Raw genomic sequence first — 18485 nt, forward strand, 5'->3', positions numbered from 1 at the left:
TGCCGGCGACGCGCAATCATGGCGGTCATGAGCACACCCCAACTCCTGCTGATCGAAGACGACGCCCGACTCGCGCAGATGGTCAGCGAGTACCTCCAGCAGTCGGGCTTCAACGTCCACCACGCGGCCGACGGCGCCTCCGGCCTGGAGCAATTGCAGCAGCACGCGCCCGACCTGGTCGTGCTCGACCTGATGCTGCCGGACATCGACGGCCTGGAACTGTGCCGCCGCATCCGGGCGCTGCCCGGTGCGCTGGCCAAGGTGTCGGTGCTGATGCTCACGGCCAAGGGCGATCCGATGGACCGCATCATCGGCCTGGAAATCGGCGCGGACGACTACCTGCCCAAGCCCTTCGAGCCGCGCGAGTTGCTCGCGCGCATCCGCGCCGTGCTGCGCCGCCGCAGCGAGACCGCCGCCGAATCCACTGCCGCCGAGGTGGTGCGCTTCGGCACGCTGGAGATCGACCGCAACGCCCGCACCGTCACGGTGGGCGGCGCGCCGGCCGAACTCACCTCCTACCAGTTCGACCTGCTTGTGGCCATGGCCGAACGCGCAGGCCGGGTGCTCACGCGCGACCAGATCATGGAAGCCGTGCGCGGACGCGAGCTCGAGGCCTTCGACCGCTCGATCGACGTGCACATGGGCCGCATTCGCGCGGCCATCGAGGTCGATGCGAAGAACCCCAAGCGCATCCTCACGGTCCGCGGCGTGGGCTACGTGTTCGCCAAGCAGCAGGACTGACGCACACGCTGCCATGGTCGGCCTGTTCACCCGCCATCTCTATGTCCGGATCTGGGTCGCCGTGCTCGCAGGCGTGGCCGCCCTCACCTTCGCAGCGGGCATGGCCTGGCGCATCGCCGCCGAGAACGAGCGCACACAGCCCTTGCCGCGCGAGCTGATCGTGCGCGACGCCGACGACCAGCCGCTGGGCAAAGGCACGGCCATGCGCACCGGCCGGCCCGGCGAGGGCTTGCGCTTTGACGTGACGCTCGACAACGGCCAGGTCTTCAACCTGCAACTGCTGCCCCGCAACCGCGACGACCGCAGTGGACCGCCGCCCTGGTTCCGCCCGGAAACCAGCTACCTCTGGATGCTGGGCATCGTCGGGCTGGCCGTGGCGGTGGCGCTGTTCCCGATCGTGCGCCGGCTCACGCAGCGGCTCGAAGCGTTGCAGCGCGGTGTGCAGCGCTGGGGCGAGGGCGACCTGAGCGTGCGCGTGCCCGAAGGCGGCGAGGACGAAGTGGCCGACCTGGCCAAGCGCTTCAACGCAGCGGCCGGACGCATCGAGACGCTGGTGCGCTCGCACAAGTCGCTGCTGGCCAATGCCTCGCACGAACTGCGGTCGCCGCTCACCCGCATCCGGATGGGCCTGGAGCTGATGGGCGAGCGCCCGAGCCCGGGCTTTCGCGACGAGATCAACCGCAACATCGGCGAGCTCGACCAGCTGATCGACGAGATCCTGCTGGCCAGCCGGCTCGACGCCAGCGAGGCCGACGTGGGCACGGTCGAGACCGTCGACCTGACCGGCCTGGCCGCCGAGGAATGCGCACGCGCTGGCGCTGAACTGGACCTGGCCGAAGGCACGCACAGCGACGCGCTGGCGGTGCAGGGCATCCCCCGGCTGCTGCGGCGCGCCATCCGCAACCTGCTGGAGAACGCGCGCCGCTACGGGGCGGGCGAGATCAGCGTGCAGCTCGAAACACGGGGTGGCAAGGCGCTCCTTCGCGTGAACGACCGTGGACCGGGCGTGCCGCCCGGACTGCGCGAGCGCATCTTCGAACCCTTCTATCGCCTGCCCGGCGCGAGCGAGCGCGACGGCGGCGTGGGCCTGGGGCTGGCCCTGGTGAAGTCGATCGTCGGGCGCCATGCCGGCACGGTGCGCTGCGAGAGCCGGCCCGACGGCCTGCCCGGCGCGAGCTTCGTGATCGAATTGCCAGCCACATCGGGCTGACCGATCCGGCTGACCTGCCCGGTCTGCCCGACCCGTGCCCGTGGTTCTTCAGCGGTGCCAGGGCAGCGCGCGGGCCTGGCCCTGGATGATCGGCGGGCGTGGGTTGAGGGTCTCGCCGGCCATCACCCGCTCATAGCAGGCCAGGTAGCCCCGGGCCATCGCCTCGGCGCTGAAGTGCTTCATCACGTGGGCCTGGCAGGCGCGGCGGTCGAAATTCCGGCTGCGCACGGCATCGGCCAGCACGCCGGCCTGGTCGGACAGCACGCCACAGTCTTCGGGCACCAGCTCGGGCAGGGCACCGTAGGGCGTGGCGAACACCGGACAGCCGAAGTACATGCTCTCGACGATGGCCAGCCCGAAGGGCTCATGCCAGCGCACCGGGAAGATCATGCCGCGCGAGGCATTGAGCAACTGGGCCTTCTGCGCGCCGCCGACCATGCCGTGGAAGTGCACGCGGCGCGAAAAGGTCAGCCGGATGCCGCGCCGGAAATTGAAGCGGTCTCCGCCCAGCACGTCGAGCTCCACGCCCGCGCGCCGTGCCACGTCGATCGCACCCTTGACGTTCTTGACCCGCCACGCGGCCTTGCCCAGGAAATGGAAGTGCGCGCGCGGGCTGTCGAAGTCCACGGGACCGTAGGCCGACCAGTCCAGGCCGTTGGCCACGAAGGCGGTCGAGCCGTAGCGCGAGGCCTGGTTGCCGGACACGAACACGGTGTTCAGAGGCAACGGCTTGGGTTTGGTGCCGTTGCCATGCTCGGTGAACAGGTAGGGCTTGCCCAGTTCGTCCTCCGTCGCAAAGCGCGGGTTGAACTGGAAATGCACCACGTCGACGTCCGCAGGTACCTGCTCGCGCCACGGCCGCGCCGGCTGGATCGGCAGCAATTGGGCGAAATCGCAGGTCGAGCCTTCGGGCACGAGGTAGCTCACCCGGTGGCCCATGGCCACGAGTTGCTTGCCCAGGTCCCAGATGACGCGCTCGGTGCCGCCATAGGCGAACACGGGAATGACGGAGTTGTTGACCAGCAGGATGTGCATCGCCAGGGACTTTCGCGGGCTGGCCGCTTCAGGCCATCCGTCCGGCCGACGCCGGCGGGAGGGCGTTCCTCAGCGACTGCTCATGGCCGCGCAGGCTGGCATAGATGAGCATGTTGAGGAACAGGTAGTTGAGGTTGCCGCTGTTGTGCGCCGTGAAGACCTGCGTGAGGCCGAAGCCCATGCAGCTCAGCGGCACGAGCAGGCCCGACACGCGCAGGCTGAGCGCCGTGCGGTCGACGGTGCCATCGCGCCGCCGCATGCGCGCCGCGGTCGGCCAGAAGATGGCGATCGGCACGCCGTAGAAAAACAGCAGCACCAGCACGCCGGGCACGCCATGCTTGACGAAGAGGTCCAGCGCCTCGTTGTGGGCATGTGTGAATTCGAGCACGCTCGGGTTGGCCAGGCCCGCCTCGACGCGCCGCTTCTTCTCGTCGATGTAGCCCTTGCGGCCCCAGCCGGTCAGCGGCTTGTCCATGCCCATGCGCCAGGCCAGCTGCCAGTGATAGAGACGCTGGCTCACGGAGGTCACCTCGGTGTCGCCGGCCTTGAACAGCGCGATTTCCTGCGCGGCCCGCTCGATGCGTTCGTCGACCTGGCGCGACTGGGTCGCCACCAGGGCCACGATGCCGGCCACGCTGAGCACGCCCATCAGCACCATCGTGCGGCGCGGCAGATAGCGCGCCAGCAGCACCGCCAGCACCGGCAGCACCAGCACCAGCGCCAGCCAGCCGCCGCGCGACTGCGACATGATGCAACCCAACACACCGAGTGCCGCGCCTAGCGCCAGCAGCCCGCGCAGCGCACGGTCGATGCCCGGCGGCCGGGCTGCCAGGAACACCAGGCAGATCAGGCCGAACAGCAGGCTCAGGTCGCCGTACTGGATGGCGTTGGTGTAGCCCTCGGCGCGCGGCAGGTGCTGCACCAGGACCTGGTAGATGGCGATCAACCCGGCACCGATGCCACCGACGGCAAAGCCGCTCCACAGCGCCGCCGGGCGCGGTGCGTACACACGCAGGAAAAAGACGCAGGGCAGCGCAAGCAGGTACTTCAACGGCTTTTCGTAAGACCCGGTGCCGTAGGTCGCAGGCTCGGCATCGACCCACCAGAGCAGCCCCATCAGCGCGAACGACGCCGCCAGCCAGCCCATCGCGCCGAGCGGCCGCATGCGCGGCACCCAGTACGGCACCGACGCGAGGGCCGCGAGGAGCAGGACCACCGTGCCGATGGAGTAGCCCGAAGGAATCCAGAGCCCGACGCCGGGCAGAAGAAAGGCGCCCGCCGTGGCCGCCCAGATCCAGTAACGCTCGGTGCTTTGCGCCAACTTCATCGGCCCACGCTTTCAGTCAGGTCCGCGCGGTCGTAATACAGCGCGGCGTAGCGAAAGAAACTCTCCAGCGCCACGAACAAACAATAGAGGAAGCCCGGCCCGCCGCACAGGAATCCCAGGCGAACGACATAGAGCCGCACGAACATCGAAGTGGCCGATGCCAGGCCGCGCAACACGCCGCCGCGCTTGCCGAGCGCCGCGCGCTTGGCCGCGCCGAGCATGGCGTACTGCGTGAGCTTCTCCAGGCTCGCACGGATGGTCGGGCGCGAGTGATGCAGCAGTGGCGCACGCAGCGTATGACGCGGCGTGCCGGGCTCGGTCAGCACGGCCTCTTCATGGACCACGCCGATGTACTCGATCAGCATGTCGCGCCGGAACAGCCGCTCGACGGTGGACTGCGCCCGGTAGTAGGTGAGTTCACGGCCGAATGCGACCATGCGCCAGCGGATCTTCCACACGCCACGCTGGTTGGCCTGCACGATGGCCTGCAGTTCTGCCTGCACGGCGGGCGTGATGACCTCGTCGGCGTCCAGGAAAAACACGTAGTCGCCGGTCACGTGCGCGAGCAACCGGTTGCGCTGGACCGCAAAGCCCTGCCAGTCCGGGTAGCTATGGACCTGCGCGCCGGCCTGGCGCGCGAGCGCCACGGTGTCGTCGGTGCTGCCGCTGTCGACCACGACGATCTCATCGGCAAAGGCGGCGCTGCGCACGCATTCGAGAATGCCGTGCGCCTCGTTCTTGGTCAGGATCGCCACCGACAGCCGCGGCGCGCGGGAAGGGGAAGCCAGTGAGCCGCTGACGCCCTCAGTGGGCACCATGGGCTGTCTCGCCGGCTTTCAACCGGTAGACCGTGCCGCAGTAAGGGCACTTGGCTTCGCCGGAGCGGGCCACGTCGAGGTAGACCTTGGGGTGGCTGTTCCACAGCTTCATGTCGGCCTGCGGATTCGGGCAGAAGACGCCACCCTGGTGGTTCAGGTCTTTGGCGAGCAATTCGATGACGGCGTTGGTGGCCATGGTGTTCAGACTTTGGTGAGCCAATGAGCGTACTTGGGATTCTTGCCGTTCACGATGTCGAAGAAGGCAGACTGGATTTTTTCGGTGACCGGACCGCGCGAGCCGCCGTCGCCGCGGTTGCCGATCTCCACGCGGTCGAGCTCGCGGATGGGCGTCACTTCAGCGGCGGTGCCGGTGAAGAAGGCTTCGTCGGCGATGTAGACCTCGTCGCGCGTGATGCGCTTCTGCACGAGTTCGATGCCGAGATCCTTGCAGATGTGCAGGATGGTGTTGCGGGTGATGCCGTTGAGCGCGCCAGCCGACAGGTCGGGCGTGTAGACCACGCCGTCCTTCACCACGAACACGTTCTCGCCGGCACCTTCGGAGACGAAGCCGCTCGCGTCGAGCAGCAAGGCCTCGTCGTAGCCGTCGTCCAGCGCTTCCATGTTGGCGAGGATCGAGTTGCTGTAGTTGCTGACCGCCTTGGCCTGCGTCATGGTGATGTTGACGTGGTGGCGTGTGTAACTGGAGGTTTTCACGCGGATGCCGCGCCGCATGCCTTCCTCACCCAGGTAGGCACCCCAGGCCCAGGCCGCGACCATGGCGTGGATCTTGTTGCCGCGTGGGTTCACACCCAGCTTTTCGGAACCGATCCACACCAGCGGGCGCAGGTAGCAGCTCTCGAGCTGATTCTCGCGCACGACCTGTTTTTGCGCCTCGTTGAGCTCTTCCCGGGTGAAGGGCAGCGTCATGCGCAGGATCTTCGCGCTGTTGAACAGGCGGTCGGTGTGCTCCTGCAGGCGGAAGATCGCCGTGCCGTCGACCGTCTTGTAGGCGCGCACGCCCTCGAAAGCGCCGCAACCGTAGTGCAGGGTGTGGCTCAGGACATGGATCTTGGCATCGCGCCATTCGACCAGCTGGCCGTCCATCCAGATCTTGCCGTCGCGGTCGTCCAGCGAAGGGGGGAGCACGCTCATGTTGTTCATCCTTTGAAGCGACGAGGGGGAAGTCGCAAAAGCTTTCGATTTTACGGCGGCGCCAGCGGCCGGGGCGCCGACAATGGAAGGCTTTGCCAACCAGTCTGAAAAGGGTTTCAGTGTCCGTATTCAAGAACGTCATCGTCTATCGCATCGAACCGCAGTGGTCGCCATCGCTGGGCGACGCGGAAGAAGGGATCGGAAAGCTGCGGTACGTCCCGTCCAGTCCGTCGCAGGAAAAGTCGATCGGCTGGATCGAGCCGCGCGGCCAGGAACACGGCCCGCTGGTCGAATCCATCGGCGGCCAGTGGGTGCTCGAATTCATGGTCGAGACCAAGGCCGTGCCCGGTGCGGTGGTGCGCCGCAAGGTCGACGAGCGCTGCGCGCAGATCGAGCAGACCACCGGCCGCAAGCCTGGCAAGAAGGAAAAGCGCGACCTGAAGGAAGACATCACGCACGAGCTGCTGCCGATGGCCTTCGCGCGCTTCTCGCGCATCGCAGTCTGGATCGATCCGTCGGAGCGCCGGCTGGTCATCAACTGCAGCAATGCGTCGCGCGCCGACGAGGTCATCACCAGCCTCACGCAGGCGCTCGAAGGCTTTGCCGTCTCGCAGGTCAACACCGCGATCGAGCCGGCCAGCGCCATGGCCGGCTGGCTGGCCAGCCAGGAGCCACCTGCGGGCTTCACCATCGACCGCGAGTGCGAGCTCAAGGCCACAGACGAGTCGAAGTCGGTGGTGCGCTACGCCAAGCACGCCCTGGACATCGAGGAAGTGCGCCAGCACATCGCCGCCGGCAAGCGCCCGACGCGCCTGGCCATGACCTGGGAAGACCGCGTGTCGTTCGAGTTGAGCGAGTCGATGCAGGTGCGCAAGATCGTGTTCCTCGAGAGCACCGATGGCGCCAAGGACGGCAAGAAGGAAGACAACTTCGACGCCGACGTGGCCATTGCCACCGGTGAGCTCGGCCAACTGGTGCCCGCGCTCCTGGAAGCGCTGGGCGGCGAGGCCGCGTTCACGGCGGCCGTTCCCGACGCACCGGCGTCCCTGTCGCCACCTGCGCCCGCCTCGGAGCAAGCGGAAGACGCGCCCTTCTGATGCGCGTGCGACGCCCTTGTGGGCAGGGCCTCAAGCGACCAGGTACGTCTGCGCCAGCCGCACCCAGCAGGCAGCGCCCAATGGCAAGACCTGGTCGTTGAAGTCGTAGCCGGGGTTGTGCACCATGCAGCCACCGAACTCGCCCTCGCCGTTGCCCAGCAGCAGGTAGCAGCCGGGCAGCTCGGCCAGCATCCATGCGAAGTCTTCGCTGCCGGCAAAGCCCTTGGGTAGCTGCGAGAGCACGTTGGCTTCGCCCACCAGTTCGGCGCACACGCGCGCCATCAGCTGCGTCTCGGCGCGCGTGTTGACCACGGGCGGCACCAGCGCGCGGTAGTCGATCGTGGCTTGCACGCCATGCGCCTGTGCGGTCAGGCTCACGATCTCTCGAATGCGCTGCTCCACCAGCGCCCGGGTGTCGGGCTGCGCCGCGCGCACGTTCAGGCCCAGCGTCACCGTCTGCGGAATCACGTTGTGCGTGGCACCACCGCGAATGAAGCCGACCGACAGCACGGCCGCATCGTCGGGCGCCACGTTGCGCGCGACCACGGTCTGCAAGGCCGTGACGATGGCAGCCGACGCGGCGACCGGATCGCGTGCGCGGTGCGGCATTGCACCATGGCCACCGACGCCGTCGACCGTCACGTCGGCCACGTCGGACGACAGCGTGACGGGGCCTTCGACGGCCAGCACGGTGCCCACAGGCACGCCCGGCGCGTTGTGCAATGCATAGACTGCGTCGCAGGGGAAGCGCTCGAACAGGCCGTCCGCGATCATGGCGCGCGCGCCGCAGAGATTCTCTTCGTCGGGCTGGAAGATCAGGTTCAGCGTGCCGTCGAAATCGCGACGCTCGGCAAGCGCCTTCGCAGCGGCCAGCAGGATCGCCGTGTGGCCGTCGTGGCCACAGGCATGCATGCGGCCTGGCGTCTGGCTCGCATACGACAGGCCGGTGGCCTCGACGATCGGCAGGGCGTCCATGTCGGCGCGAATGCCCAGCTTGCGGGTGCCGGTGCCGAGCCTGAGCTGCGCCACGATGCCGGTCTTGCCCACACCGGTGTGCACCTCGTACCCCCAGGCACGCAGCAGGTCGGCCACGAGCCGGCTGGTGGCACCGACCTCGAAGCCGAGTTCGGGATTCGCATGGATCTGACGGCGGATGCCGACGAAGGTTTCGGTGTCGGCGTCGGGCAGGAGGCGCGACAGCAGCTTGCGGGTGTGGAGGCTGAGTTGACGGGTCATGGTGTCTTTCGCGTTGGATCTCGTTCAATCGGCCTTGCGCTCGCGCAGGGCCAGCAGGGCGCACAGGCTCAGCACGCCGCAAGCCATCATGTAGAACGCAGGCGACATCGGGTTGCCGGTCTTCGCGAGCAGCCAGGTCACGATGAACTGCGACGAGCCACCGAAGACCGTCACGCCGATGCTGTAGATCACCGAGATACCGCTGGCCCGCACGCCGATCGGCAACAACTCGAGCAGCATCAGGAACATGGGTGTGGTGCCGATGTTCACGCTGGCGGTCAACAGCGCCGACAGCGCCAGCACCAGCGGCACGCTCGGGTAGTGGGTGATGAGCCAGAACGCCGGACCCACGGCCAACAGGCTGAACAACAGCGAGCCGATGACCAGCGGTTTACGGTGGGGCAGCCGGTCGGCCAGGCGACCGGCCACCAGGGACACGACGAACAGCGTGATGCCCGTGACGCAGCCGGAGATCAGCGCGAGCGACGGCGGCATGTTCAGCACGCGGATCATGTAGGTCGGCATGAAGAAGACCACGAGGTACATGGTGGCCGTGCCGGCGGTGGTGGCGAGGACGCCCTTGAGCACCAGCGGCCCGTGTGCGCGGAACAGCCGACCGATGGGGCTGTGTTCGTTCGCGTCGGGCGTGTGCGTTTCGTCGAGGTGCGAGCGAATGTAGAGGCCGACAGGTGCGATCAGCAACCCGAGCAGGAACGGCAAGCGCCAACCCCAGCTTTCGAGGGATGCCTGCGGCAGCAGCGCGTACAGCGTTGCCCCAGTGAGTGCGCCCAGCAGCGCCGCAATGCCCTGGCTGGCCAGCTGCCAGCTGACGCGAAAGCCGCGGCCCTTGACGCCGCCCGCCTCCATCAGCATCGCCGTGGACGCGCCCACTTCGCCGCCGAGCGAGAAGCCCTGCAGCAGGCGCCCACCGACGATCATCAGCGAGCCCAGCACGCCGGCCGTCCCGTAGGTCGGCGCGAACGCGATGCACAGCGTGCCGAGCACCATGAAGCCGATGGTCAGCGTCATGGCCGCCTTGCGGCCCTTGCGGTCGGCGAAGTTGCCGATGATCACGCCGCCGAGCGGCCGCATCACGAAGCCGATGCCGAAGGTCGCCACGGCCAGCAGCAACGAGCCGTAGGGGCTGTGGGACGGGAAGAACAGTTTGCCGATCAGCAGTGCGAAGAAGCTGTAGACCGTGAAGTCGTACATCTCCAGCGCATTGCCCAGTGAGCAGGCGGCAATGAGCCTGAACTGGCTTTGCCTGGCCCTGCCCGGCGGCGCGGCCGTGACGGAAGGCGAGCCGAGGACGGGGCTGGCGGACAAGACGGCGTCGCTCATTGAAGTGCATCTCCAGGACAGGTGGAAGAAGGGACCATCGAGGCCCCGATGCGGCGGAGTATTCAGGCAAACGGCGAACGCGGAGAATCACATATTTTCATATTGATAACCAAATGGAATCACCCTTTCCAGGACGTGGGTCCCAAGGGAATGTCGGTCTTCGGACCGTGCATGAATCATCCTTTTTGCGCAGAAGGGCACCACGATGAAGCTTCAGCAACTGCGCGTCCTTCTGGCCGTTGCGCAGCACGGCAGCATCCATGAGGCCGCGCGCAGTCTCCACACGACGCAACCCGCGCTGTCCAAGACGATTGCCGAGCTGGAGCGGGAACTGGGCGTGACGCTGATGTCGCGCTCCACACGGGGCGTGAGCCTGACCGCCTACGGCACCGCGCTGGTCAAGCGCGCCAGCGTGGTCGAACAGGAGTTGCGCCACGCGCTGGAGGACATCGAGGCGATTCGCGGCCACGACGAGGCGCAGTTGCACATCGGTTTCACCGCCGTGTCCTCCAGCGGGCCTCTGCCCGATGCCATGGCCACGTTCCGCCAGCGTCATCCGAACGTGGCATTGCGCGGCTTCGAGCTGCGGCCGCAGCAGATCTTCGAAGGCCTGCGCGAAGGCCGACTCGACATGGGCTTCGTCTCGACCTGCAATGGCCCGGGGGCAGGCGGCTTCCAATGGGAGCCGCTGTTCTCGGTGGCCATGCATCTGTCGGTGCGCGCCGGCCATCCGCTGCGGCGCGTGCGCAAGCTGCAGCCGCTGCTGGACGCCGACTGGCTGGTGCTCGACCCCATCGACGACGCCGGCAGCCCGCTGGTCAGCATGATGCACATGCACGGGCTGGAGCTGCCAACGCGCATGGTGCAGAGCGCTTCGAACCTGCTGGGCCTGCAGTTGGCCACGCAGACCGACCTCATCAGCATGTGGTCGGATTTCGTGTTTCACGGGGCCGGACCGCTGCGCCTGCAGCCTGGTTTTCTGGAAAAGCTGCCGATCACAGACCGGTTGCCCGACTTCGAGGTGTTTTTGGTCTACCGCTCGGTCGACCTCATGACGCACGCCTGCAGCGAATTCGCGAAAGAGGCGCGCCACCATGCCAAGGTGAATCCACCCCGGCGGCAGACCTGAGCGTCAGCCCGCCTGCTTGCCAGGTTGCGAGGTGACCCCTTCAGGCCCGACTTCGGGTCGCGTCAAGGACCAGCTCTGCAGCTTGCCCCCCAAAAACACGGCGTCGACGTACGAGCCGCCGGTGTCGGTCCAGCGGTAGTGCTCGGGCTGCGTGTCCTTGGGCGAGCGCAGTTCGCCGAGCGCGCGGGTCAGTGCCATCACGTGCATCAGCGTCACGCCCTTCTTGAGCTTGGCGTTGAGCATCACCGCGCTGGCGACGTAGCCGATGGGCTTGTCTGCTGCACGCTTGAGCACCTGCATGGTGCGGTTGAAGTGCATCAGCAGGAACATGACGATGGCGCCCGAGACCAGCGCCACGCCGGACCAGCCATAACTGCGATAGGCGAAGCCGAGCAGCACGAGCCCGCCGATCGGCACCAGGAATTTCTGAAATTGCATGCGCCGCATTGTCGCCGCGACAGGCGCCGGCTCAGTCCAGCCGCCGCACGATGTCCAGGGCTTCCTCGATGCGCTCGACCGGATGGATCGTCAGCCCCTCGATCTCCTTGCTGCCTTTCTTCGGCGCATTGGCCTTGGGCACCACCGCCACGCTGAAGCCGAGCTTGGCGGCTTCGCGCAGGCGCTCCTGGCCGCGCGGCGCGGGGCGCACCTCGCCGGCCAGGCCGACCTCACCGAAAGCGATGAAACCCTTGGGCAGCGGCTTGCCACGCAGGCTCGAGGTGATGGCCAGCATCACTGCCAGGTCGGCCGCCGGTTCGCTGATGCGCACGCCGCCGACCGCATTGACGAACACGTCCTGGTCCATGCAGGCCACGCCGGCGTGGCGGTGCAGCACCGCCAGCAGCATCGCGAGCCGGTCGCGGTCGAGGCCGACGGACAGGCGCCGCGGACTGGGCCCGCCGTTGTCGACCAGCGCCTGGATCTCGACGAGCATCGGCCGCGTGCCTTCCAGCGTGACCAGCACGACGCTGCCGGGCACCGGATCGCTGTGCTGGCTCAGGAAGATCGCGCTCGGGTTGGCCACGCCCTTGAGGCCACGCTCGGTCATCGCGAACACGCCGATCTCGTTGACCGCGCCGAAGCGGTTCTTGATCGCGCGCACCAGCCGGAAGCTGGAATTCGTGTCGCCCTCGAAGTACAGCACCGTGTCGACCATGTGTTCGAGCACGCGCGGGCCGGCGAGCGCGCCTTCCTTGGTGACGTGGCCGACCAGCACGATGGCCGTGCCGCTGGCCTTGGCAAAGCGCGTGAGATGCGCCGCGCATTCGCGCACCTGGGCCACCGAGCCGGGCGCGGAGGTGAGCTGGTCGGAATACACCGTCTGGATCGAGTCGATCACCGCGATGGCGGGCCGGTGTGCGTCGAGCGTGGCGATGATCTTCTCCAGCTGGATCTCGGCGAGCACCTGCACCTGCGAACGGTCCAGGCCGAGCCGGCGCGAGCGCAGCGCGACCTGCGCGCCGCTCTCCTCGCCCGTGACGTACAGCGCGTTCTGCCCCGCGCGCTGCAACGCGTCGACCGCCTGCAGCAAGAGCGTGGACTTGCCGATGCCCGGGTCGCCGCCGATCAGCGTGACGCCGCCGGGCACGATGCCGCCGCCCAGCACGCGGTCGAGTTCCTCGATGCCCGTGGAGGTGCGGTCGACGTCGCTGGCCTCGATCTCCGAGAGCACCGACAGGTCGCCGGTGCCCGCCAGCGACGCGAACTGCGTGCCGAAGCGGTTGTGGGCCGGGCCGCCCGCGGGCGTCGCCACCTGTTCGACGAGGGTGTTCCAGGCGTTGCAGCTGGGGCACTTGCCGAGCCACTTCGCGCTGGTGCCGCCGCACTCGGTGCAGACGTAATTGGTTTTTTCCTTGGCCATCGGACAAGTGTAGGCAGCAAGGGGGCGACATGGCGGCACGGACCCAGGGAAAACCCTGACCGATCGGTGCAATGAAGCACGGCCGGGATGATTCAATCTATCGCATTCCCACGACGTCACCTCTCCCCCCCATGAAGACACCCCTGAACACCTTCAAGCAAGCCCTGGTCGACCGCCAACCGCAGATCGGCCTGTGGGTCGGCCTGGCCGACGGCTACGCGGCCGAAATCCTTGCAGGCGTCGGCTACGACTGGCTGCTGGTCGACGGCGAGCACGCGCCCAACGACGTGCGCTCGATCAGCGCGCAACTGCAGGGGATCTACAGCGCCTGGTCGGCCCAGCCCGACGCGGCGGGGCGGTCGCAGCCGGTGGTGCGCGTGCCGGTGGGCGAAACCGCGCTGATCAAGCAGATGCTCGACATCGGCGCCCAGACCATCCTGGTGCCGATGGTCGACACCGCCGCGCAGGCCGCGCAACTGGCGCAGGCCATGCGCTACCCGCCCGAGGGCATCCGTGGCATGGGCAGTGCCCTGGCGCGCGCCTCGCGCTGGCAGGCGTACCCGAACTACCTGCACGAGGCCAACGCGCAGACCTGCCTGCTGGTGCAGGCCGAGACGGTGGAGGCGATGAAGAACCTTGACGCCATCGCGGCCACGCCCGGCGTGGACGGCGTGTTCATCGGCCCGGCCGACCTGTCGGCCTCGATGGGCTTCGTCGGCCAGCCGAACCATCCCGAAGTTCAGGCCACCATCGCCGACGGCATCGCACGCATCCTGAAGGCGGGCAAGGCGCCCGGCATCCTGTCGACCACCGAGGAACAGGCGCGCAAGTGGCTCGCGGCCGGCGCCCTGTTCGTGGCCGTGGGGGTCGACACCATGCTGCTCACGGCGGCGGCGCAGCAGCTGCTGGCGACCTACACGTCGAAGCCGGGCGCTGGCCCGAACGGTTACTGAGGCGCGCGCAGGCATGACCGAACCCACGAACGCGCCACCGCTGCCCCTGCGCTCGGCCACCATCCGCACCGGCACCATCCGCGCCACCACGCGCAGCTTCCTGCACGCACTGGGCCAGGACGACGAGGACATCGAGCGCCCGCACGTCGGCGTCTTCCACACCGGCGGAGAGATGAGCCCCTGCAACCTGAACCTGCGCGAGCAGGCCCAGCATGCCAAGACCGGCATCTATGCCGGTGGCGGCACGCCGCACGAATGCCCGGTGGTGTCGGTGAGCGATGGCCTGACGATGGCGCACTCGGGCATGCGTTTCTCGCTGGTCTCGCGCGAGCTGATCGCCGACAGCGTGGAGGCGTCCACCCGCGGCCACCAGTGGGACGGCATCTTCGCGATCGGCGCCTGCGACAAGAATCTGCCGGGGCTGATGATGGGCATGGTGCGCTGCAACGTGCCCAGCGTGTTCGTGCACGGCGGCTCCGCCCTGCCCGGCCAGATGCCCGGCCCACATCCAGAAGTACGGGGGCGCGACCTCAACGTGGTCGACACCTACGAAACCATCGGCAAGGTGCTCGCCGGCAGCGCGACGCCCGACGAGCTCGATGCCATGAGCCGCGCCTGCCTGCCGACCGCAGGGGCCTGTGCGGGCCAGTTCACGGCCAACACCATGGGCATGGTGAGCGAAGCGCTGGGCCTCGCGCCCATCGGCTCGAGCATGGTGCCGGCCGTGTTCAGCGAACGCGCGCCGCTGATGCGCCGTGCCGCCAGGACCCTCATGAAGGCCGTCCTGGGCGACGGTCCGCTGCCACGCGACATCGTCACCCGCCAGGCGCTGGAGAACGCCTGCGCCGTGGTGTCGGCCACCGGCGGCTCGACCAACGCGGCGCTGCACATTCCGGCCATCGCGCACGAGGCTGGCATCCAGTTCCACCTCGACGACGTGGCCGAAGTCTTCGCGCGCACGCCGCTCATTGCCGACCTGCGGCCCGGCGGCCGTTACCTGGCGCGCGACGTGTTCTACGTCGGCGGTGCGGGCGTGATCCTGCGCACGCTGCTCGACCAGGGTTATCTGCACGGCGACGCCCTCACCTTCACCGGCCGCACGCTGGCCGAGGAGGTGGCCGGCGCGCCACTGCCCGATGGCCGCGTGGTGCGCGCGGCGGGCGACCCGCTCTCGCAGGACGGCGGGCTGGCCGTGCTCAAGGGCAACCTGTGCCCCGACGGCGCACTGCTCAAGACGGCGGGGCTGCAGGGCCTGGTGTTCCGCGGCCCGGCGCGCGTGTTCGAGTCGGAGGAAGAAGCGCAGACCGCGGTGCAGCACCTGCGCTACGCGGCCGGCGACGTCATCGTCATCCGCAACGAAGGCCCCAAGGGCAGCCCCGGCATGCGCGAGATGCTCGGCATTACCGCCCTGCTCTACGGCCAGGGCATGGGCGACAAGGTGGCGCTGCTGACCGACGGGCGCTTCTCGGGGGCCACGCGCGGGCTGTGCATCGGCTATGCCGGGCCGGAAGCGGCCGACGGCGGGCCGATCGCGGCGCTGCGCGACGGCGACCTGATCGCCATCGACGCGCGTGCCGGGTCACGCACCATCACGGTCGAGCTGAGCGCGGCAGAAATTGCCGACCGGCTCGCCCGACGTGAGGTAAACGAGGGGGTCGAACACCGCGGCTTGCTGGAAAAATACGCCCTCACCGTGCGCCCGGCCCATCGCGGCGCCGTGACCCACTCGGGCGCAGTCACCTGGCTGCGCGACGCATCCTGAAAAAGCCATCCCACCGAAGAGAGACAGACATGAATTTCAACCGCCGCCATCTGCTGCAGACCACCGGTGCCTCGGCGCTGCTCGCCGCCATCGGCCAGCGGGCCTTCGCGCAGGCGTCGATCGAAACGGCCACCATCGTCACCGGTTTCGCCGCGGGCGGCACCTCGGACAACATCTGCCGCCGGCTGGCGCAGAAGCTCGGCGGCGACTATGCGCGCACCGCCGTGGTGGAAAACCGCACCGGTGCGGGTGGCCAGATCGCGGTCACCTACGTCAAGGGCAAGCCCGCCGACGGCACCACGATCCTGCAGACGCCGACCTCGATCCTCACCATCTACCCGCACATCTACAAGAAGCTGCCGTACGACCCGATGGTCGACCTCACGCCCGTGAGCATCGGCTGCATCTTCGACTTCGGCTTTGCGGTCGGCCCGTCGGTGCCGGCCAGCGTGAAGACCGTGCCCGAATTCCTGGCCTGGGCCAAGGCCAACCCGGCGGGCGCCAACTTCGGCTCGCCGGCCGCCGGCTCCACGCCGCACTTCATCGGCGCGCTGCTGGGCAAGCAGGGCGGCGTCGAGCTCAAGCACGCGGGCTACCGCGGCACGCAGCCGGCCATGCTCGACCTGCTGGGCGGCAACATCTCGGCGGTGTCCGGCCCGATCGGCGACATCACGCAGCACCTGCCCTCGGGCAAGGTCCGCATCCTGGGTGTGTCGGGTGCCAAGCGCAACCGCTTTGCCCCCGACGTGCCGACCTTCGGCGAACAGGGCATCAAGGACATGGCGCACAGCGAGTGGTTCGCCTTCTTCCTGCCTGCCAAGGCCTCGCCGGAACTGGTTGCCCGCCTGAACGCATCGATGAAGACCGCGCTGGCGCAAAAGGACGTGATCGATGGGCTGGGCACTTTCGGCCTGGAGGCCATGTCGTCGACCCCGGCCGAGCTGACCGAGTTGCTCAAGAAGGACACGGCCAAGTGGGGACCGATCGTCAAGGAGGTCGGCTTCACCGCGGAAGGCTGAGCGTGAAGGAGCTGCCATGAACACCACCGCCTCGACCCTGGTCCATCCGACGATCCACCCCGACGAACGCGCCGCCCGCCTCCAGCTCGCGGCCTGCTACCGCATCTTCGCGATGCTGGGCTGGACGGAGATGATCTACAACCACATCACGCTGCGGCTGCCCGACAGCGTGACGGGCGGGGACAAGCAGTTCCTCATCAACCCCTTCGGACTGCACTACAGCGAGGTGACCGCCGGCAACCTGGTGAAGATCGACCTGCAGGGCCGCGTGCTCGACGGCTCGACGCATGCGGTCAACCCGGCCGGCTTCACGGTGCATGCCGCGATCCACGACGGCCTGCCCGGTGCGCACTGCGTGATGCACACGCACACCACGGCCGGCGTGGCGGTGGCCTGCCTGGAGGGCGGCCTGCAGCAGACCAACTTTTATACCGCGCAGTTGCACGGCATGGTCGCGTACCACGACTTCGAAGGCATCACGATCCATGCCGACGAAGGCCCGCGGCTGTTGCAAAGCATTGGCGAGCGCCAGGCGGTGATCCTGCGCAACCACGGCCTGCTGGCCTGGGGCCACACCCTGCCGCAGACCTTTGCCATCCTCTGGACGCTGCAACGCGCCTGCGAAATCCAGATGGCGACGTTCTCGATGGGCCGTGCGATTCCTGTGAGCGAAGCCGTGGCCGCCCGCTGCACGCGCGATGCGCTGCAGTTCAATCCGAACCACGGTGCCGGCCAGGACGTGTTCGACGCCCTGGTGCGGCAGGTCGACCGCATCGACGACAGCTACAAGAACTGACATGAAAATCTGCATTTATGGCGCCGGCGCCATCGGTGGGTGGATCGGTGCGGCGCTGGTCCGCGCAGGCGAGCAGCTTCACGTGGTGGCACGCGGCGCGACCCTTGCGGCCTTGCGCGCCGACGGGCTGACGCTGGTGCAGGGCGAAGTCCGCACGTCCATGCCGGTCCGCGCCGAGGAAGACCCCGCTGCGCTCGGCGTGCAGGACCTGGTGGTGATCGCGGTCAAGGCGCCGGCGCTGGCGTCGGTTGCGGCACGCATTGCGCCGCTGATCGGCCCCGACACGGTCGTGCTGACCGCCATGAACGGCGTGCCGTGGTGGTTCCTGGAAGGCGGCTTCGGTGGCCCGCTGGCCGGCCAGCGGCTGGCTGCGGTCGACCCGGACGGGCAGATCGCCGCCGCCATACCGGCGCGCCATGTCATCGGCGGCGTGGTGCATGCGAGCTGCTCGCTCGACGCGCCCGGCGTGGTGCGGCATCACTTCGGCAACGGGCTGATCATCGGCGAGCCTTCGGGCCAAGCCACGCCCCGCGTGCAGGCGCTGGCCGAACGGCTGGTGCGCGGCGGCATCCAGGCCACCGTGTCGCCCCAGATCCAGAAAGACGTCTGGTACAAGCTCTGGGGCAACATGACGGTCAACCCGATCAGCGCGCTCACGGGGACGACCACCGACCTGATCATGCAGGACGATCTGGTGCTCGGCTTCATCTCGCGCGTGATGCTCGAAGCCAAGGAGATCGGTGCGCGCATCGGCGTGCCGATTGCCGACAGCCCCGAAGACCGCCACGTCGTGACCCGCAAGCTCGGCGCTTTCAAGACCTCGATGCTGCAGGACGTGCAAGCATCGCGGCCGGTGGAGCTCGACGCGCTGGTGACGGTGGTGCGCGAACTCGGCCAGCTCACGCAGACACCGACGCCCTTTACCGACGCGCTCCTGGGTCTGGCGCGGTTGCGCACGCGCCAATTGGGGCTGTATCCCGGACTTTGAAGCGCACGCCCGACGGCCGT

18 protein-coding genes are annotated in these 18485 nt (G+C 68.1%); 9 read left to right on the top strand and 9 right to left on the bottom strand.

The genetic code is table 11. The features are described from left to right. The first annotated feature begins 18 nt into the window (after positions 1-18). Both J2W36_RS08690 and J2W36_RS08695 read left to right on the top strand, forming a co-directional pair. Positions 19-741, top strand: coding sequence for a response regulator (locus J2W36_RS08690; protein ID WP_307689312.1), 723 nt, complete (start codon positions 19-21; stop codon positions 739-741). Positions 742-754: 13 nt separating this feature from the next. Next, positions 755-1951 (top strand): ATP-binding protein, encoded by a 1197-nt coding sequence (locus tag J2W36_RS08695; protein ID WP_307689313.1) that lies wholly within the window; start codon positions 755-757, stop codon positions 1949-1951. A gap of 48 nt (positions 1952-1999) precedes the next feature. On the opposite strand, the gene J2W36_RS08700 is transcribed toward J2W36_RS08695, so the two are convergent. From J2W36_RS08700 to J2W36_RS08720, 5 genes are read right to left on the bottom strand one after another with little or no spacing between them, the layout of a single operon-like run. Beyond that, positions 2000-2986 carry a glycosyltransferase gene (locus J2W36_RS08700; RefSeq protein ID WP_307689314.1) on the bottom strand — a complete coding sequence of 329 codons (987 nt, stop codon included), beginning with the start codon at positions 2984-2986 and terminating at the stop codon, positions 2000-2002. A 28-nt stretch (positions 2987-3014) separates the two neighbouring features. After that, on the bottom strand, positions 3015-4313 hold the full coding sequence (locus J2W36_RS08705) for an O-antigen ligase family protein (protein WP_307689315.1): 1299 nt from the start codon (positions 4311-4313) through the stop codon (positions 3015-3017). Beyond that, entirely contained in the window at positions 4310-5131 is an 822-nt protein-coding gene (locus J2W36_RS08710; RefSeq protein WP_307689316.1) for a glycosyltransferase family 2 protein, read from the bottom strand. The genes J2W36_RS08705 and J2W36_RS08710 overlap by 4 nt, the downstream gene beginning before the upstream one ends. Continuing rightward, positions 5118-5327 carry a zinc-finger domain-containing protein gene (locus tag J2W36_RS08715; RefSeq protein ID WP_307689317.1) on the bottom strand — a complete coding sequence of 70 codons (210 nt, stop codon included), beginning with the start codon at positions 5325-5327 and terminating at the stop codon, positions 5118-5120. Before J2W36_RS08715 ends, J2W36_RS08710 begins: the two co-directional genes overlap by 14 nt. 5 nt (positions 5328-5332) lie before the next feature. Next, positions 5333-6283: a branched-chain amino acid transaminase gene (locus J2W36_RS08720; RefSeq protein ID WP_307689318.1), complete on the bottom strand. Its 951-nt coding sequence runs from the start codon at positions 6281-6283 to the stop codon at positions 5333-5335. Between the two features lie 119 nt (positions 6284-6402). On the opposite strand from J2W36_RS08720, the gene J2W36_RS08725 reads away from it, so the two are divergent. Beyond that, positions 6403-7380, top strand: coding sequence for a recombination-associated protein RdgC (locus J2W36_RS08725; RefSeq protein ID WP_307689319.1), 978 nt, complete (start codon positions 6403-6405; stop codon positions 7378-7380). A 30-nt stretch (positions 7381-7410) separates the two neighbouring features. Here the strand turns inward: J2W36_RS08725 and J2W36_RS08730 are convergent, their stop codons facing one another. Together J2W36_RS08730 and J2W36_RS08735 are read right to left on the bottom strand one after the other, a co-directional pair. Further along, a complete protein-coding gene (locus J2W36_RS08730; protein ID WP_307689320.1) occupies positions 7411-8616 on the bottom strand; it encodes a M20 aminoacylase family protein in 1206 nt (401 codons plus the stop codon). 24 nt (positions 8617-8640) lie between these two features. After that, complete coding sequence (locus J2W36_RS08735; RefSeq protein WP_307689321.1) at positions 8641-9957, bottom strand: MFS transporter; 1317 nt, start codon at positions 9955-9957, stop codon at positions 8641-8643. A gap of 205 nt (positions 9958-10162) precedes the next feature. On the opposite strand from J2W36_RS08735, the gene J2W36_RS08740 reads away from it, so the two are divergent. Continuing rightward, positions 10163-11086, top strand: a complete 924-nt coding sequence (locus J2W36_RS08740) for a LysR family transcriptional regulator (protein WP_307689322.1) — start codon at positions 10163-10165, stop codon at positions 11084-11086. Positions 11087-11089: 3 nt separating this feature from the next. Here J2W36_RS08740 and J2W36_RS08745 read toward each other — a convergent pair whose 3' ends face one another. Next, on the bottom strand, positions 11090-11533 hold the full coding sequence (locus tag J2W36_RS08745; RefSeq protein WP_307689323.1) for a glycerate kinase: 444 nt from the start codon (positions 11531-11533) through the stop codon (positions 11090-11092). Between the two features lie 22 nt (positions 11534-11555). Continuing rightward, complete coding sequence (gene radA / locus J2W36_RS08750; protein ID WP_307689324.1) at positions 11556-12947, bottom strand: DNA repair protein RadA; 1392 nt, start codon at positions 12945-12947, stop codon at positions 11556-11558. A gap of 131 nt (positions 12948-13078) precedes the next feature. On the opposite strand from radA, the gene J2W36_RS08755 reads away from it, so the two are divergent. Genes J2W36_RS08755 through J2W36_RS08775 form a run of 5 tightly spaced genes read left to right on the top strand, consistent with a single transcriptional unit; the run spans position 13079 to position 18465 of the window. Continuing rightward, positions 13079-13900 carry an aldolase/citrate lyase family protein gene (locus tag J2W36_RS08755; RefSeq protein ID WP_307689325.1) on the top strand — a complete coding sequence of 274 codons (822 nt, stop codon included), beginning with the start codon at positions 13079-13081 and terminating at the stop codon, positions 13898-13900. 13 nt (positions 13901-13913) lie between these two features. Next, positions 13914-15662 carry a dihydroxy-acid dehydratase gene (gene ilvD, locus J2W36_RS08760; protein ID WP_307689326.1) on the top strand — a complete coding sequence of 583 codons (1749 nt, stop codon included), beginning with the start codon at positions 13914-13916 and terminating at the stop codon, positions 15660-15662. 29 nt (positions 15663-15691) lie between these two features. Beyond that, a complete protein-coding gene (locus tag J2W36_RS08765; RefSeq protein WP_307689327.1) occupies positions 15692-16681 on the top strand; it encodes a Bug family tripartite tricarboxylate transporter substrate binding protein in 990 nt (329 codons plus the stop codon). Positions 16682-16697: 16 nt separating this feature from the next. Beyond that, positions 16698-17477 (top strand): class II aldolase/adducin family protein, encoded by a 780-nt coding sequence (locus J2W36_RS08770; protein WP_307689328.1) that lies wholly within the window; start codon positions 16698-16700, stop codon positions 17475-17477. Position 17478: 1 nt separating this feature from the next. Further along, a complete protein-coding gene (locus J2W36_RS08775) occupies positions 17479-18465 on the top strand; it encodes a 2-dehydropantoate 2-reductase (RefSeq protein ID WP_307689329.1) in 987 nt (328 codons plus the stop codon). Positions 18466-18485: the final 20 nt, after the last annotated feature.

This window comes from Variovorax ginsengisoli (assembly GCF_030811835.1).
Classification (GTDB): domain Bacteria; phylum Pseudomonadota; class Gammaproteobacteria; order Burkholderiales; family Burkholderiaceae_C; genus Variovorax; species Variovorax ginsengisoli_C.